The organism is Zeimonas sediminis (assembly GCF_023721795.1).
Taxonomy (GTDB): domain Bacteria; phylum Pseudomonadota; class Gammaproteobacteria; order Burkholderiales; family Burkholderiaceae_E; genus Zeimonas; species Zeimonas sediminis.
Genome location: NZ_JAMQYE010000001.1, coordinates 966,372 through 982,033, shown reverse-complemented (window position 1 = coordinate 982,033; position 15,662 = coordinate 966,372). Strand labels below are relative to the sequence as shown.

At 71.6% G+C, this 15,662-nt stretch carries 11 protein-coding genes; 7 read left to right on the top strand and 4 right to left on the bottom strand.

Going from position 1 to position 15,662, the window contains the following annotated elements; all coding sequences use genetic code 11:
• Window positions 1-8: 8 nt before the first annotated feature.
• Window positions 9-1,406, bottom strand: coding sequence for an amino-acid N-acetyltransferase (gene argA, locus M6I34_RS04555; protein ID WP_272484518.1), 1,398 nt, complete (start codon window positions 1,404-1,406; stop codon window positions 9-11).
• Between the two features lie 22 nt (window positions 1,407-1,428).
• Here argA and hrpA point away from each other — a divergent pair, with 22 nt between their 5' ends.
• Window positions 1,429-5,625 (top strand): ATP-dependent RNA helicase HrpA, encoded by a 4,197-nt coding sequence (gene hrpA / locus M6I34_RS04550; protein ID WP_418953447.1) that lies wholly within the window; start codon window positions 1,429-1,431, stop codon window positions 5,623-5,625.
• Window positions 5,626-5,653: 28 nt separating this feature from the next.
• On the opposite strand, the gene M6I34_RS04545 is transcribed toward hrpA, so the two are convergent.
• From M6I34_RS04545 to M6I34_RS04535, 3 genes are all read right to left on the bottom strand, one after another.
• The gene (locus M6I34_RS04545; RefSeq protein WP_272484517.1) at window positions 5,654-7,051 is read right to left on the bottom strand and encodes a DUF1501 domain-containing protein; all 1,398 of its coding nucleotides are present in this window, start codon (window positions 7,049-7,051) and stop codon (window positions 5,654-5,656) included.
• An 8-nt stretch (window positions 7,052-7,059) separates the two neighbouring features.
• A complete protein-coding gene (locus tag M6I34_RS04540) occupies window positions 7,060-8,790 on the bottom strand; it encodes a DUF1800 domain-containing protein (protein ID WP_272484516.1) in 1,731 nt (576 codons plus the stop codon).
• Window positions 8,791-9,006: 216 nt separating this feature from the next.
• The gene (locus M6I34_RS04535; RefSeq protein ID WP_272484515.1) at window positions 9,007-9,954 is read right to left on the bottom strand and encodes an AEC family transporter; all 948 of its coding nucleotides are present in this window, start codon (window positions 9,952-9,954) and stop codon (window positions 9,007-9,009) included.
• 119 nt (window positions 9,955-10,073) lie between these two features.
• Here M6I34_RS04535 and M6I34_RS04530 point away from each other — a divergent pair, with 119 nt between their 5' ends.
• From M6I34_RS04530 to M6I34_RS04505, 6 genes are all read left to right on the top strand, one after another.
• A complete protein-coding gene (locus M6I34_RS04530) occupies window positions 10,074-11,147 on the top strand; it encodes a YncE family protein (RefSeq protein WP_472926567.1) in 1,074 nt (357 codons plus the stop codon).
• Window positions 11,148-11,182: 35 nt separating this feature from the next.
• Window positions 11,183-12,118, top strand: coding sequence for a polysaccharide deacetylase family protein (locus tag M6I34_RS04525; RefSeq protein WP_272484514.1), 936 nt, complete (start codon window positions 11,183-11,185; stop codon window positions 12,116-12,118).
• Window positions 12,119-12,125: 7 nt separating this feature from the next.
• A complete protein-coding gene (locus M6I34_RS04520) occupies window positions 12,126-13,082 on the top strand; it encodes a sterol desaturase family protein (RefSeq protein WP_272486604.1) in 957 nt (318 codons plus the stop codon).
• Between the two features lie 73 nt (window positions 13,083-13,155).
• Complete coding sequence (locus tag M6I34_RS04515; RefSeq protein ID WP_272484513.1) at window positions 13,156-13,905, top strand: EI24 domain-containing protein; 750 nt, start codon at window positions 13,156-13,158, stop codon at window positions 13,903-13,905.
• The gene (locus M6I34_RS04510; protein ID WP_272484512.1) at window positions 13,902-14,681 is read left to right on the top strand and encodes a competence/damage-inducible protein A; all 780 of its coding nucleotides are present in this window, start codon (window positions 13,902-13,904) and stop codon (window positions 14,679-14,681) included. Before M6I34_RS04515 ends, M6I34_RS04510 begins: the two co-directional genes overlap by 4 nt.
• A 202-nt stretch (window positions 14,682-14,883) precedes the next feature.
• On the top strand, window positions 14,884-15,642 hold the full coding sequence (locus M6I34_RS04505) for an IclR family transcriptional regulator (RefSeq protein WP_272484511.1): 759 nt from the start codon (window positions 14,884-14,886) through the stop codon (window positions 15,640-15,642).
• Window positions 15,643-15,662: the final 20 nt, after the last annotated feature.

The following is a 15,662-nucleotide window of genomic DNA, read 5'->3' as shown; positions in this document are numbered from 1 at the left end:
TCGATTCCTCAGAGTTGCTTGATCAGCACGCGCGAGCGGCGCTGCCAGTTGTACATGTTCTGCCGCTCGAGCGGCAGCTGGTCGACCGAGGCGAGCGTGAAGCCGCGCTTCAGGAACCAGTGCATCGTGCGGGTGGTCAGCACGAACAGCCGCTTCAGGCCGGCGGCGCGGGCGCGCTGCTCGATGCGCTTGAGCAGCCGCTCGCCGTCGCCGCGGCTCTGCGCCTTCGGGTTGACCGCCAGGCAGGCCATCTCGCCGATCTTCTCGTCGGGAAAGGCGTAGAGCGCGGCGCAGCCGAAGATCACGCCGTCGTGCTCGATCACGGTGAAGTTCTCGACCTCGCGCTCGATCAGCGAGCGGTCGCGCTTGACCAGCGTGCCGTCTTCCTCGAGCGGGCGGATCAGCGCAAGGATGCCGCCGACGTCGTCGGCCGTGGCCTCGCGCAGCTCCTCGAGGGTCTCCTCGACGAGCATCGTGCCGACGCCGTCGTGCTGGAACAGCTCGAGCAGCACGCTGCCGTCGAGCTGCAGCGGGATGATGTGGGCGCGCGCCACGCCGCCGTCGCACGCGCGCAGCGCGTTGCGCAGAAGGAAGGCCGCATCGGGCGCGAGCCGCTCCGAGCGCAGCAGCTTGTGGGCCTCGGCTTCGGAGATCTCGCGCTGCAGCTCGCCGTCGACGGTGGTCAGCGCGGCGGGCTCGGCCAGGAAGATCAGCTTGTCGGCGTCCAGCGCCACCGCGGTGCTCACCGCGACGTCTTCCATGGTCAGGTTGAAGGCCTCGCCGGTGGGCGAGTAGCCGAGCGGCGAGAGCAGGACGATCGCGTTGCTCTGCAGCGCGAAACGGACCGTCTGGATGTCGATCTTGCGAACCAGCCCGGTGTGCTGGAAGTCGACGCCGTCGACGATGCCGACCGGCCGGGCGACGACGAAGTTGCCCGACACGACCCGTACCGAGGCGTGGGCCATCGGCGTGTTGGGCAGGCCCTGCGAGAAGGCGGCCTCGATGTCCAGGCGCAGCTCGCCGGCGGCTTCCTTCGCGCACTCGAGCGCGGCCGGATCGGTGATCCGCAGGCCGTCGGCGTACTGCGGCTCGACGCCGCGCAGCCTCAGCTGCTCGTTGACCTGCGGTCGCGAGCCGTGCACGACCACGATCCGCATGCCCATCGCGTGCAGCAGGCTGAGGTCCTGGACCAGCGTGTTCAGCCGGCCGGCCTCGATCAGCTCGCCGGGCACGCCGACGACGAAGGTCTTGCCGCGAAAGGCGTGGATGTAGGGGGCGACCGCGCGCAGCCAGGTGACGAACTGCGCCGGCTCCGGCACGGCCGGCGGCACCGCGGCCGCCGGAGCGAGGTCGCCGGCGGGGGAAGGGGGGCCGGCGGTGTCGGCGGCGCGACTTGGCGTGTTCATCCGGTCATTATAATTTCGCGCCATGTCTTCGCCCCAGCGCCCTCGCGGGCAGCAGCAGGATTCGCCGCGGCCGGGCGCTTCCGCGCGCAGCACCGATCGTCCGTCCGGCGCCGCCGGTCGAGCCGGCGCCGGTGGTCGAGCCGGCTCCGGTCGCCGAGCCGCCGGCCCGGCGCGCCGCTTCGAGCCGCGGCCGCTGCCCCCGCTGAGCTTTCCCGAGTCCCTGCCGGTGTCGGCGCGCCGCGACGAGATCGCGGCCGCGATCCGCGCGCATCCGGTGGTCATCGTGAGCGGCGAGACCGGCTCGGGCAAGACGACGCAGCTGCCGAAGATCTGCGCGATGGCCGGCCGCGGGCAGGCCGGCCTGATCGGCCACACCCAGCCGCGCCGGATCGCCGCCACCGCGGTGGCGCGTCGCATCGCCGAGGAGCTCGGCTCGCCGCTGGGCACCCACGTCGGCTACAAGATCCGCTTCAACGAGAAGCTGGCCGCCGGCGCGTCGTTCAAGCTGATGACCGACGGCATCCTGCTGGCCGAGACGCTGTCCGATCCGCTGCTGCGCGACTACGACACGATCATCGTCGACGAGGCGCACGAGCGCAGCCTGAACATCGATTTCCTGCTCGGCTATCTCAAGCAGTTGGTCGAGGGGCCGCGGCGCGACGACCTGCGCATCGTGATCACCTCGGCCACGATCGACGCCGAGCGCTTCGCCCGGCACTTCGGCCGCGACACCGGTCGCGTCGACGAGCACGGCAAGCCGGTGATCGAGCCGGCGCCGGTCGTCGAGGTGTCGGGGCGGCTGTACCCGGTCGAGATCCGCTGGCAGGGCTTCGACGACAGCCACCGCGACGACGACGACGAGACCGACCTGCCGTCGCGGATCGACGAGGCGATCGAGAGCCTGTGGCGCGAGGCGCCCGGCGACGCGCTGGTCTTCCTGCCGGGCGAGCGCGAGATCCGCGACGTGGCCGAGCACCTGCGGCGGCTGGTCGCGCGCGAGAGCGCGCGCGGAGCGGCCGGCGCCTCGGTCTGGGCGCGCGGCCCGGTCGAGATCCTGCCGCTCTACTCGCGGCTTTCGGCCGCCGACCAGCAGCGGGTGTTCTCGCCTTCGCGCGGCCGGCGGATCGTGCTGGCCACCAACGTGGCCGAGACCTCGCTGACGGTGCCGGGCATCCGCTACGTCGTCGACTCGGGCCTGGCGCGGGTCAAGCGTTACCGCTACCGCAACAAGGTCGAGCAGCTGCAGATCGAGCCGATCTCGCAGGCGGCGGCGAACCAGCGCGCCGGCCGCTGCGGGCGGGTGTCGGACGGCGTGTGCATCCGGCTCTACGACGAGGCAGATTTCCTGAAGCGGCCGCGCTTCACCGACCCCGAGGTGCTGCGCTCGTCGCTGGCGGGCGTGATCCTGCGGATGAAGGCGCTGCGGCTGCCCGACATCGAGGCCTTCCCCTTCCTTGATCCGCCGCCGCGCAAGGCGATCGCCGACGGCTTCGCGCTGCTTCACGAGCTCGGCGCGGTCGACGAATCGCGCGAGCTGACCGAGGTGGGGCGCACGCTGTCCAGGCTTCCGCTCGATCCGCGCATCGGCCGGATGCTGCTGGCCGCGCGCGAGCTGGGCTCGCTGCGCGAGGTGCTGGTGATCGCCGCGGCCCTGTCCTCGCAGGATCCGCGCGAGCGGCCGCCCGAGGCGCAACAGGCGGCTGACCAGTCGCACAAGCGCTTCGCCGACGAGAACTCGGACTTCGTCGGCTGGCTGAAACTGTGGAACCACTGGCAGGCGGCGCAGGCGGGCAAGGAGTCGAACCGGCGGCTCGCGAACCAGCTCGAGCGCGAGTTCCTGTCCCCGCGCAAGCTGCGCGAGTGGGCCGATGTGCACTCGCAGCTGGCCGAGACGGTCGGCGAGATGCACTGGAAGGCCAACGAAGCGCCGGCGAAGCCCGAGGCGATCCATCGCGCGCTGCTGACCGGCCTGCTCGGCAACCTCGGCTTCAAGCCGCTCGACGAGCCGATGTACGCGGGCACACACCAGGTGAAGTTCGCGATCCACCCGGGCTCGTACCTGACGAAGAAGGCGCCGCGCTGGCTGATGGCCGCCGAGCTGGTCGACACCGGCCGGCTCTACGCGCGCACCGTGGCGAAGATCGAGCCCGAGTGGATCGAGCAGGCCGCCGCCCACCTGATCCAGCGCAGCTGGTCGGATCCGGCCTGGTCGAAGAACTCGGGCCAGGTGGTCGCGCACGAGCGCGGCATGCTGTACGGGCTCACGATCTACGCGCAGCGGCGCGTCGCCTATGGCCCGCGCGACCCGGCGATGGCCCGCGAAGCGATGATACGCGCGGCCCTGGTCGAGGGCGACTGGGACGGCAGGCTGCCGTTCTTCGTGCACAACCGGAAGCTGGTCGCCGAAATCGAGAAGCTCGAGCACAAGATCCGCCGGCCCGACCTGCTTGTCGACGACCGCTACCTGTTCGACTTCTACGACGCGAAGATCCCGGCCGAGGTCTGGTCGGCGCAGGCGCTCGAGAACTGGTGGCGGTCCGCGTCGAAGGACGACCCGAAGCTGCTGTTCCTGTCGCGCGACGCGCTGCTGAAGAAGGACGCCGGCGACATCGGCAGCGACGCCTTCCCGAGGCGACTGGAGATGGCCGGCATCGGCTTCGAGCTCGACTACCGTTTCGAGCCCGGCGCGGCCGACGACGGCGTCACCATGACCGTGCCGATCGCCGCGCTGAACCAGGTCGACCCGGTGCGATGCGAGTGGCTGGTGCCGGGCATGCTGAAGGACAAGGTGCAGGGGCTGTACAAGTCGCTGCCGCAGAAGCACCGGCGCCACCTCGTGCCGCTGCCGGACAGCGCCGAGGCCTTCGTCGGGCGCGTGGCGGCGCGGGAGGCCGACAAGGGCGCCGCGCAAGGGGGCTGGATCGCCGGCAAGCCGCTGGTCGACGCGCTGATCGACGACCTGCGCGAGCAGCACGGCATCCGCCTGCAGCGCGAGGACTTCCGGCCCGAAACGCTGCCCCCGCACCTGTCCATGAACTTCCGGCTGGTGGATGCGCACGGCGCGCGGATCGCGGCCTCGCGAAACCTGCCGCAATTGAAGGCCGACCACGGCGCGCGGGCGCAGACCGCCTTCCAGGCGGCGCTGGCGCAGTTGGGGGACCGGCTGAAGGTCTCGGCAGCGCCAGCCGAGGCGGCTTCGCCTCGCGGTGGCGAGCGCGTCGGCCAGGCGGCAGGTCCTGGGCGGCCGGGCGAGGGCGGGGGCCCGACGAGCGGTCCGTCCGCCGCGGCTGCCGGCCGGGCTGCCGCTGCCGGAATGGCGGTGGGCGGCGGCGAGCAGGCGGGCGCATCGGCCGGCCTGTCGCCGGGCCAGCGCTTCACGGACTGGTCCTTCGGCAGGCTGCCCGAGCTGCTCGAGATCCCGCAGCGCGGGCGCGGGCAGGCGCTGATCGGCTTCCCCGCGGTGGTCGACGTCGGCGACGCGGTCGAGCTGCAACTCTTCGACGAGCCCGAGTCCGCCAAGGCCGCCCAGCGCGGCGGCACGATCCGCCTCTTCGCGCTCGCGCTGAAGGAGCCGCTGAAGTTCTTCGAGCGCAACATCCCGGACTTCCAGAAGATGTCGCTGCAGTTCGCGAGCTTCGGCAGCGGCGACGAGCTGAAGCGGGACCTGGTGGCGGCGGTGATCGAGCGCGCCTGCCTGGGCGAGCCGGTGCCCGACGATGCCGATTCGTTCGCGGCGCGGCTCGCCGAGGCCCGTTCCCGGGTCAACCTGATCGGCCAGGAGGTCGCGCGGACCCTGGCCGGCATCCTGGCCGAGCACCAGGCCATCCTGCGCAAGCTGCAGGCCGCGCGCGCCCACGCCCAGGCGGCCGAGGACATCGGCAGGCAGCTCGAAGAGCTGCTGCCGAAGCGCTTCGTGTCGGCCACGCCGCCCGAGCGCTTCCGCCACCTGCCGCGCTACCTGAAGGGCGTGTCGAACCGGCTCGACAAGCTGCGCGCAGACCCGGCGCGCGACGCCCAGAAGATGTCCGAGATGGCGCCGCTGCTGCAGGCCTGGCGCCGGATCGCCTCGCAGCGACGCGGCCAGGCAGACCCGCGGCTCGACGAGTTCCGCTGGCTGCTCGAGGAGCTGCGGGTGTCGCTGTTCGCGCAGGAACTGCGCACGCCGACGCCGGTGTCGGTCAAGCGGCTGCAGAAGGCGCTGGAGGCGCTGCGGGGCTGACGGCCCAGGGCCGCGCTTGCGGCATCGCTCAGGCCATGAACCCGAGGTCCCGGGCGGAGAAGTTCCCGATGTTCGGGAACACGTCCGCGATCTGCGCGTCGGAGAGACCGAACCAGCGGGCCAGCGTCGCTCCGTACTGGTCGACGGACTGTGCCGGCAGCAGCCGGCCCTGACCGACGTCGTCCTGGGTGCCGACGCCGATCACGGGGTAGCGTCCGTACAGGTCCCCGCCGCGGACCGACCCGCCCACGACCAGGTGGTGCGCGCCCCAGCCGTGGTCGGTGCCGTCGCCGTTGCTGGTGAGCGTGCGCCCGAAGTCGGACGCGGTGAACAGCGTGGTCTCGGCCAGCGCGTTCACCGCCGGCGAGGCCAGCAGTCGGTCGAAGTACGCGATCGCCTGGGAGACCCGCCCCATCAGCGTGCCGTGGTTCGCCGTCTGGTTGTCGTGCGTGTCGAAGCCGCCGATGCTCACGAAGAAGACTTGCCGTCGCGCCCCGAGCGCCGCCCGGCCGCCGATCAGGCGGGCCACGGTGAGCAGTTGACTGGCCAGGCCGTTGCCGTCCGGAGGGGCCTCGAGACCGGCGGCCGGCACCATCGCGGCGTTCAGTGCCTGCTGCGCGTCGATCGATCGCCGGGTGACGCGGTTGTATTCCTTCTCGAACAGGTTCGTTCGGTCGCCGGCGACGATCGCCTGCAGCGGGTTCGCCGATGCCGAGGCGCCGAACAGGCCGCCGGTCAGTCCGCCGATCGCGACGGCCCCGCCCGCGCCGACCTGGTACTGCAGCGTCGACTCGCCGGACAGCCAGACCGCGTTGCCGCTCGCGGAGATGCAAGTGAAGGTCGCATTGCCGTTCGCCGACGCCAGCAGGTCGCCCAGGCGCCCGCCCCAGCCGACCCGCGCGCCTTCCGGCGCGTGCGCCTGCCAGGTCGACTGCTGGTCGTTGTGCGAGAAGAGCTTCGGCGGCAGGGGCACGGAGCGGGCGACGTACTGCTGCTTGCTGGTGGGCGCGATCAGCGGCCCGACGTTGGCGACGACCGCGGCGCGGCCGGCCGCGAAAAGGTCGCGCAGCGCGCCCATGTTCGGGTGCAGCGCGAAGCTGCGACCGGGCTGCGCGGTGACCGGGGTGATCGGCAGCACGCCACCGGCCTCGCCGGGCGCCGGCAACGCGATCGGCGACGGCGCCACGCTGCGCACCGCGCGGTAGGCCGTCCACGAATCGGGGTCGGTGGCCAGCACCATGTTGTGCGAATCGTTGCCGCCGAACATGAACAGGCAGACGAGCGCCCGGTAGTCGCCGCTCGTCTGTGCCGCGGCTGCGCCGATGGCCGCCAGGTTCAGCGCGAACGGAAGGCCGGCCGGGCCTGCGATCGAGAGCGCCGACGCGGTGCGGACGAAGCGGCGGCGGGAGGCGTTCCGGAGGCTCATGGCGGCTCTCACTTCTGGACGAGGAAATCGGGCGAGGCCAGCGTCAGGAAGACGGCTAGCCGCACGCGATTGAGCCGCGCAGTCTCCGCGGCGGCCTGGTTGGTCGTCGAGATCGTCACCGAGGCGACGGCGTCCCGGATCATCGCGCGGGTGTCCGGCGACATCCGGTCGGCGGTCAGGAGCAGGGCGACCCTGTCGACCAGCAGTTCGGGCTGCCCGGCGAGCCCGAGCTCCCGCGAGTAGTCGGGCTGCACGTCGCGCCTGCCGGTCGCCGGATCGTTCGAGCCGAAACCGTTCTGCACCGCCGAGCGCATCGTGTTCAGGTAGCCGGCCACCGAGCTCTCGTGCGTGATCTGCATCTCGGGCGCGACCATTCCGGCGTCGGCGATCGCGCTGTTCGGCGGGACGTAGCCGGGCCGGTACCAATTGAAGACCGAGGGCGCCCGCATCGGCGTCTGGCCGATCGAGGAGACCGGGTCGTCGGTCTGCGGGATCGTGAAGTTGCCGCTGGTCGAGCGTCCGCCGAAGGCGCGCAGCCAGGCACTGACCCGAAGGATCGGCTCGCGCAGCCTGCCCCACGTGGGGCGATCGGCCAGGAGCTCGTCGCGCGCCTCTGGGTCGAGCAGGACGGCCCTTATGACCGCCTTCATGTCGCCGCGCACGCCCTGTCCGTTGTCGGCGAACGCCCCGGCCACGCGCGCCACGTAGGCGGGGCTCGGATTGCTGGTGACCAGGCGCTGGATCAGCTGTTTGCCGAAGAAGGGCCCGACGTTGGGGTGGGCGAACAGGTGATCGAGGGCGGCCTTCAGGCTCGACTCGGGCGTCGTGGCGGTGACCGTGGTTCCCAGGAAGCTCTTGGGGCCGGCCTCGTGATGCTGCGGGTAGCCGCGCATCGGCGTGATGTCCCGATACGACTCGGCCACGCCGCCGAAGAAGCGCGCGCTCGACGAATCGGGACCGGCCCAGGAAAAACCGGTGAACACGCGCGCCAGCCCGGTGACGTCCTCGTTCGTGTAGGTCTCGATCGGCTCGCGGCGGGAGTCCAGCCTCACCGTGCCGTCCTGGTTCAGCTCGTGCAGACCGATCGTGAACAGCTGCATCAGCTCGCGCGCGTAGTTTTCGTCGGGCACCCGTCCGGTCGCTGGATCGGCCTTCTGGTTGCGCAGATGGGACAGGTACAGCCCCATCATCGGGTGCAGCGAGACGTCCTCGATCAGCTTGCGGAAGTTGCCGAAGGCGTTCTCGCCGAGCATGTCGAGATAGCCGGCCACGCCGCGCGGGTACTGGGCTACCGCGCCGTCGGTGAGCGACACGACGAAGATCTGGGACAGCGCGAAGGCCACGCGCTGGCGCAGCGCGTCCTCACCGGCGATCGCGTTCTTCCAGAAGCTCTCGTAGACCCACTCGGTCCGGGGGCGCTGGTTCTCCTCGAGCGCCGCGGTTCGCGCCGCATAGTGGCCCAGGTGCGTGGAGGCCGGCTTGGCGAACTGATCCTCGATCCACGCCGAGTAGCCGAGGGATTCGACCCGGGCGACGTCGGCGTCGCTGGCGCCGAAGCTGCCCTGCGAGAGGAAGCGCGCGGCCGCGCTCTTGCTGGCGGGCAGGTCGGCGGGCGACCAGGCCGACTGGCCTGCGACACCGGCGACGTTGCCCGCGGATCCGTCGCCGGATCCCCCCCCGCAGGCGGAGAGCGCCAGGGCGGCAACCAGGACCCCGGCGAAGTTTCGGAGCCATCGCATCGAGAACATCCTGACTCTCCAGCGTGGGGCCACGATCGGCTTGAGGTCGGAGAGTAGGCAGGCCGTCGCCTGGGCGCACCTCGCTCGGCGACGGCCGGCTCGCGGCGGCCGACGCCCGGCGGCGCACGGCTCATGAACGGCAGGCAGGCAGTCGGGGGCAGGCCGCCAGTTCCCGGGCCGGCCGGCGGTTGCGCGGCGTCTCCGGTCGAGGCTCGTTCAGCGAAGGCCCAGCAGCCAGATCGCCAGGCTCACCGTGAACACCGACAGCGCGGTGCCGCCGGCGGTGGCCGCGCTGATCGCGCCGGTCGGCACGCCGTAGCGTTGCGCGATGATGAAGCTGTTGCTCGCGCCGGGCAGCGTGGCGCACAGCACGCCGATCGCCGCCACGAAGGGGTCGGGCCGGAAGACCAGGAACAGCGACAGCGCGACCGCCACCGGGTAGAGCACCAGCTTGGCGGCGAGCAGCGCCCAGATCTCGCGGTCGAAGCGCAGGCGTGCGCCGCCGAGCGCCGCGCCGATCGCGAACAGCGCGCCCGGGCCCGCGGCGCCGCCGAGCAGGCGGGTGAAGTTGTCGACGACCGTGGGCAGCTGCCAGCCGCCGAACGAGACCACCAGGCCGGCCGCCATCGACAGCACCAGCGGCGAGCGCGACAGGCTGGCGAACACCGGCACCCAGGGCGAGCTGCCGCCGGCGCGCTCGCGGCCGCGCTGCAGCTCCATCAGCACCATCGACAGCACGACGATGACGACGATGTCCAGGATGATCGTCAGCGCCACCGTGGGCAGGGCCTTGGCGCTGACCTCGGCCACCAGCGCCAGGCCCAGGTAGCCGACGTTGCCGTGGGTCACGTGCAGCGACAGGGCGGCGGCGTGGGCGCCGTCCGCCGGCGGGCCGCCGAGCTTGCCCTGCCGGGCCAGCCGGTAGACCAGCGCGTAGACCGCCAGCGCGGCGATCACGTAGCCGATCGTGTAGCGCCAGTCGATCAGCTCCCCGATCGGTCGCAGCGCGATCACCCTGAAGAGCATCGCCGGCAGCGCGAACCGGAACACGAAGGCGTTGATGCCCTCGACCGCCTTGTCGGGCAGCATCTTCCTGCCCGCCGCGACGTAGCCGCAGAAGACCAGCGCGAACACCGGCAGGGTGACTTCCAGGACTGCGAGCATGGTCCCCGAAGTGTATGCCGGTGCGGCATAATCTTCGGCCCGACCCGTTCCGGATGCTTGTCCAGATGGCGTTCTCCGGTTCCCTCCGCTCGCTGCCCCGGCCGCCGCTTCGGCCGCTCGTGCGCCGCCTCGTCCGGCCGCTTGCGCGCTGGCTCGCGGCCTTGTCCTGTGCGGCGTTGCTGCCGCTCGCGACCGCGTCCAGTCCGCCGCCTGCCGCGCCCGCACTTGCGACGGCGACGGCTTCGGCGTCCCCGGCAGCCGTCGCGCCGAACCCGCCCGGTTCCCGCCCCCCGCTGCCTCTCTTCGTGCTGAACTCGCGCGACGCCAACGTCTCCCGGATCGACCGGGCGCGGCAGGCCGAGGTCGAGCGGATCCCGGTCGGCAAGGAGCCGCACCACCTGTACCCGACCCCGGACGGCAAGTCGCTGATCGTGGCCAACGCGGTCAGCGACGAGCTGCACTTCTTCGACCCGGTCACCGGCGCGCTGCAGAAGCGGGTGCCCAACATCCCCGATCCGTACCAGATCGGCTTTTCTCCGGACAGCCGCTGGTTCGCGGTGGCCGCGCTGCGGCTCGACCGGGTCGACCTGTACCGGCACGAGCAGGGCGAGCTGAAGCCCGCCACGCGCCTGCCGCTTCCGAAGGCGCCCAGCCACCTCTGGTTCTCGGCCGACAGCCGGACCGTCTTCGTCACGCTGCAGGAGAGCGACGAGGTGGCCGCGATCGACGTCGAGCGCGGCGAGCTGCTCTGGAAGCTGCCCACCGGCCGGCAGCCGGCCGGCATCGTCGTCACGCCCGACGACCGGTACCTGCTGGTCGGCGTCATGGGCGAGGACCACGTCCAGGTGATCGACTGGCGCGAGCGGCGAACGGTCGGCCGCATCGTCACCGGCGCCGGCGCGCACAACTTCCGCGGGCTCGGCGACCGCCGTCACCTCTTCGTGTCGAACCGGGTCGAGAACACGGTCTCGATCCTCGACATGCAGAAGCTGGCGGTGGTCGGCACGATCCCGGTGTCCGGGGGCCCCGACTGCCTGGAAGTCACCGCCGACGGGCGCGAGCTCTGGGTGACCACCCGCTGGGCGAAGCGGGTCGCGGTGGTCGACATCGCCCAGCGCAAGGTGGTGAGGACCATCCCGGTCGGGCGCTCGCCGCACGGGCTCTACCTGCACGACCGGGCGCCACTGCTCTGAAGGGAGAGAGCTGCCGGCCCGGCGGGCCGGCGGTCATGCTCGAGGCAATGCGGCGAATCCACGACAGGCTTTTCGCTTCGGCGTTGCCGGCCGGCCTTGCGCTCGTCCTCGCCGCGGCCGGGGCGCTCGTGCCGGTCGCCGGCGCAGCGGGGCAGGGTTTTCGGGAGGCGCAGGGGGCGCGGGCGGCGCAGGCAGATCCCGGTCGGGCCGGGCAGATCTGCCGTGGCACCGTCTACCTGACGCTCGACACCGGCAACATGCGCGATGCCGAGCTGATCGCCGCCACGCTCACCCGGCACCGCGTTCGCGCGACCTTCTTCCTGGCCAACGAGAAGACTGTGCGCGGCGACCACGCGCTCGACGACGGCTGGCGCGACTGGTGGCGGGCCCGTGCGGCCGAGGGGCATGCCTTCGGCTCGCACACGATGGACCACGTGTACTTCTCGGGCGCGGCGGGCGATCGCGTGCGAGCGAAGCCGCAGTTCGGCGCGCAGGCGGGCCGCGAGCAGCGCTGGGACGCCGGCGCGGTCTGCGCCGAGATCGCCCGGGTCGACGCGCGTTTTCGCGAACTGGCCGGCCGGCCGCTCGATGCGATCTGGCGCGCGCCGGGGGGCAGGCTCCCGGAGGCGGTCGACCGCTTCGCCACCGAATGCGGGTGGTCGCACGTGCCGTGGACGCCGGCCGGTTTCCTCGGCGACGAGCTGCCGTCCGAGAAATTCCCGAACGACCGCTTGCTCGCCCGGCAACTGAAGGCGATCGGCGACGGCGACATCCTGATCGCCCACCTGGGCATCTGGTCGCGCAAGGATCCATACGCGCCGATGCTCGATCCGCTGATCGCGGGGCTCAAGGCGAAGGGCATGTGCTTCGCCACGATTCCCGAGCATCCGCGCTGGCGCAAGGCGGACGGGCCAGCGGGGCGCGCGGCGGGCGACAAGGCGGGCACCGGCACGGCGCTGGCGCGAGGTTGAGGTGAAGATGTTCGATGCATTGTCGGGCGCCGTCGTAGAACTGATCGCGACGGTCCAGCAGTGGTTGTTCGAGACGATCGTCCAGCCGGTCATGTTCTCGGCCGGGCTGATGCGCTGGCAGGAAGACGCGTTCGACGCGACCGAATGGTTCGTGATCGGCGTGCTCGAGATCGCCGTGCTCGCGTCGTTGCTCGGCGGCGCCCAGCGGCTGTGGCCGGCGGAACCGCTGACCGACCGGCGGGCCGTGCGAACCGACATCGTCTACACGCTGCTGCACCGGCTGGGAGCGGTCCCGGTCGCGATCTTCTTCCTGGTCACGCCGCTGTTCGACGCGCTGGAGGGCTGGCTGCGGCTGGCCGGTTTCTCCCGGCTGAACCTGGAGTCGCTGGTGCCGGGGCTGGACGGGCGCCCGCTGGCGGCCTTCGTCGTCTACCTGGTCGTGCTCGACCTGGCCGACTACCTGATCCACCGGGCCCAGCACGGCTGGCGCTGGTGGTGGACGCTGCACGCGGTCCACCACAGCCAGCGGCAGATGACCTTCTGGAGCGACAACCGCAACCACCTGCTCGACGATCTGCTGCGCGACGGGCTGCTGGCGCTGCTGGCGATCGCGATCGGCGTGGCGCCCGGCCAGTTCGTGATGCTGGTCGTCGTCTCGCGGGTGCTCCAGAGCCTGCAGCACGCGAACCTGCGCTGGCGCTTCGGCGCGATCGGCGAGCGGCTGCTGGTGAGCCCGTCCTTCCATCGCAGGCACCACGCGATCGGCGTGGGCCACGAGGGGCGCAGGCACGGCTGCAACTTCGCGGTGCTGTTCCCGATCTGGGACATCCTCGGCGGCACCGCCGACTTCCGGCCCGGCTGGGTGCCCACCGGCATCCGCGACCAGCTCGACGGGCGCGACTACGGCCGCGGCTTCTGGTCGCAGCAGTGGCGGGCGCTGCTGCGCTGGGCGGGGCGCGCCTGAGCGCGTCCCGGTCGGACGATCCTGATTCGCCTCTTAGCCGGACTCGCCCGGGCGCCCCGGTATCATCGCCGCCATGGAAAGAGTGCTGAAGGCCTTCGGCCGCTCGATCGTCAGCCAGCTGCACCCGAAGATGCTCGGCCTGCTGGTGCTGCCCTTCGTCGTGTCGCTGCTGTTCTGGATCCTGACTGCCTGGCTGGTCTGGAGCCCGCTCACCGACTGGCTGGCCGCGGCGATCTTCGACGGCTGGCTCAGCGGCGTGTACGGCTGGGCGCAGGGCGCGGGCCTGGGCGGCATCCGCGACTGGATTCCGGCGCTGATCGCGCTGCTGCTGGTCGTTCCGGCGAGCTGGGTCACCGCGGTGGCGATCGTGGCGATCTTCGCGATGCCGCTGGTCATGCGCTTCCTGGCGACGCGCGACTATCCGTCGGTGGCGCGGCGCGGCACCGGCTCGCCGCTGCCGGGCATCTGGAACCTGCTGCTGGCGATCCCGCTGTTCGCGATCGGCTACCTGCTGACGCTGCCGCTCTGGCTGATCCCGCCGCTGGCGCTGGTCGTGCCCTGGTTCTGGTGGAGCTGGCTGACCGCGCGGGTCATGCGGCTCGACAGCCTGGTCGAATTCGCGGCGCCCGACGAGCGCCGGGCGCTCGAGCAGCGCTACCGGCGCGAGTACCTGCTGCTGGCGATGGTCGTCAGCGCGCTGAACCTGATCCCGCCGCTCTTCCTGGTCACGCCGGTGCTGTCGGCGCTGGCCTTCGGTCACTACTCGCTGGCGCGGCTCGACGAGCGGCGCGCCGCTCCACTCCCGCAGGCTGCGAACCCATGAACTTCGGACTGATCATCATCGGCGACGAGATCCTGTCGGGAAAGCGGCAGGACAAGCACTTCCCCAAGGTGGTCGAGCTGCTGGCCGCGCGCGGGCTGCAGCTGTCGTGGGCCGAGTATCTCGGCGACGATCGCGAGCGCCTGGTGGCCACCTTGCAGCGCAGCTTCGCCTCGGGCGACGTCGTGTTCTCGTGCGGCGGCATCGGCGCCACGCCCGACGACCACACCCGCCAGGCGGCCGGCATCGCGTTGGGGCTCGAGCTCGAGCTGCACCCGGAAGCGGCAAAGCTGATCGCCCAGCGCACCGCCGAGATGGCGGCCGAGGGCCGGGGCAGCGCCGACATGAGCACGCCCGAGAACCGGCAGCGGCTGAAGATGGGCGAGTTTCCGGCCGGGGCCGGGATCATCCCGAATCCGTTCAACCGGATTCCCGGCTTCGAGATCCGCAACCACTTCTTCGTGCCCGGCTTCCCGGTGATGGCCTGGCCGATGATCGAGTGGGTGCTCGACAACCGCTTCGCCGACCTGTTCCACCGCGAGCGCCGGGCCGAGAAGTCCTTCATGGCCTACGAGGTGCCCGAGTCGGCGGTCACGCCGCTGATGGAGCAGGTCGAGCGGGACTTCCCCGGGGTGAAGACCTTCAGCCTGCCCTCGGTGGGCGAGGACGGCCGGCGCCGGCACATCGAGCTCGGCGTCAAGGGCCCCGAGCACCTGGTGGCGCCGGCTCTCGAGCGCCTCGAGGCGGGCGCGCGGGGGCTGGGCGCCGAGATCGGCTGAGCGACCGTCCGCGCGCAGGCGGGCGTCGGCGCGCAGGCGGGCGTCGGCGGGCGTCGGCGGGCGTCGGCGGGCGTCGGCGGGCAGGGCGCACGCGGCCCCGACGCGCTGGACCGGAACTGCGTTCGGCGATACCGAACGGATGCCTTGTCCTGCCGCGCCGGCAGCGTCATACTCGGGTCATCTTCAACCCGGAAAGGCGCGGATGCGACAGATCGTCGACAAGATCGGCACGATCCTGTCCCTGTTTTCCTTCGATCGCACCGAGCTGGGCGTCACCGAGCTGTCGGCCGAGTTGTCCTGGCCCAAGTCGACGGTCAGCGAGATCCTCGCCAGCCTGGCGGGGCAGGGCTTCGTCGAGCGCACGCCGCGCGGCCGCTTCCGCCTGGGCTGGCGCTTCTTCGAGCTGAACCAGATGCTGCTCGAGGCGACGCCGATGGTCCGCGAGGGCCGGCGCGCGATGCAGGAGCTGGTCGAGCGGCACGGCGAATCCAGCCACCTGATGGTGCTCGAGCGTCACCAGGCTGTGATCGTCGAGAAGGTGCAGGCCTCGCTCGCCACGCAGGTGCTGATGTCGCGGGTGGGCCTGCGCCAGCCGGCGCACTGCTCGGCCTGCGGCAAGATGCTGCTGGCCTTGCGGCCTTGGGAAGAAGTCAGGCGAGTGTTCGACAATGTCGAACTCAAGCCTTTCACGCCGGCCACGATCACCGACCTCGGCGCCCTCGAGCGCGAGCTTGCGTCGATCCGCGGCGCGGACATCGCCTTCGATCGCGAGGAGATCGTGCCGGGCCTGACCTGCGTGGCCGCGCCGATCCGCAACGACGAAGGCAAGGCGATCGCCGCGATGAGCGTGTCGATCCCCACCTATCGCTTCGCCGACGGCGAGGCAGGCTACGTCGAGATGATCCGCGCCGCCGCGCTGCGCGTCTCGCGCAAGCTCGGCTTCGTCGACCGGGCGGCATGAACCCGTCGAACCCGCACGAA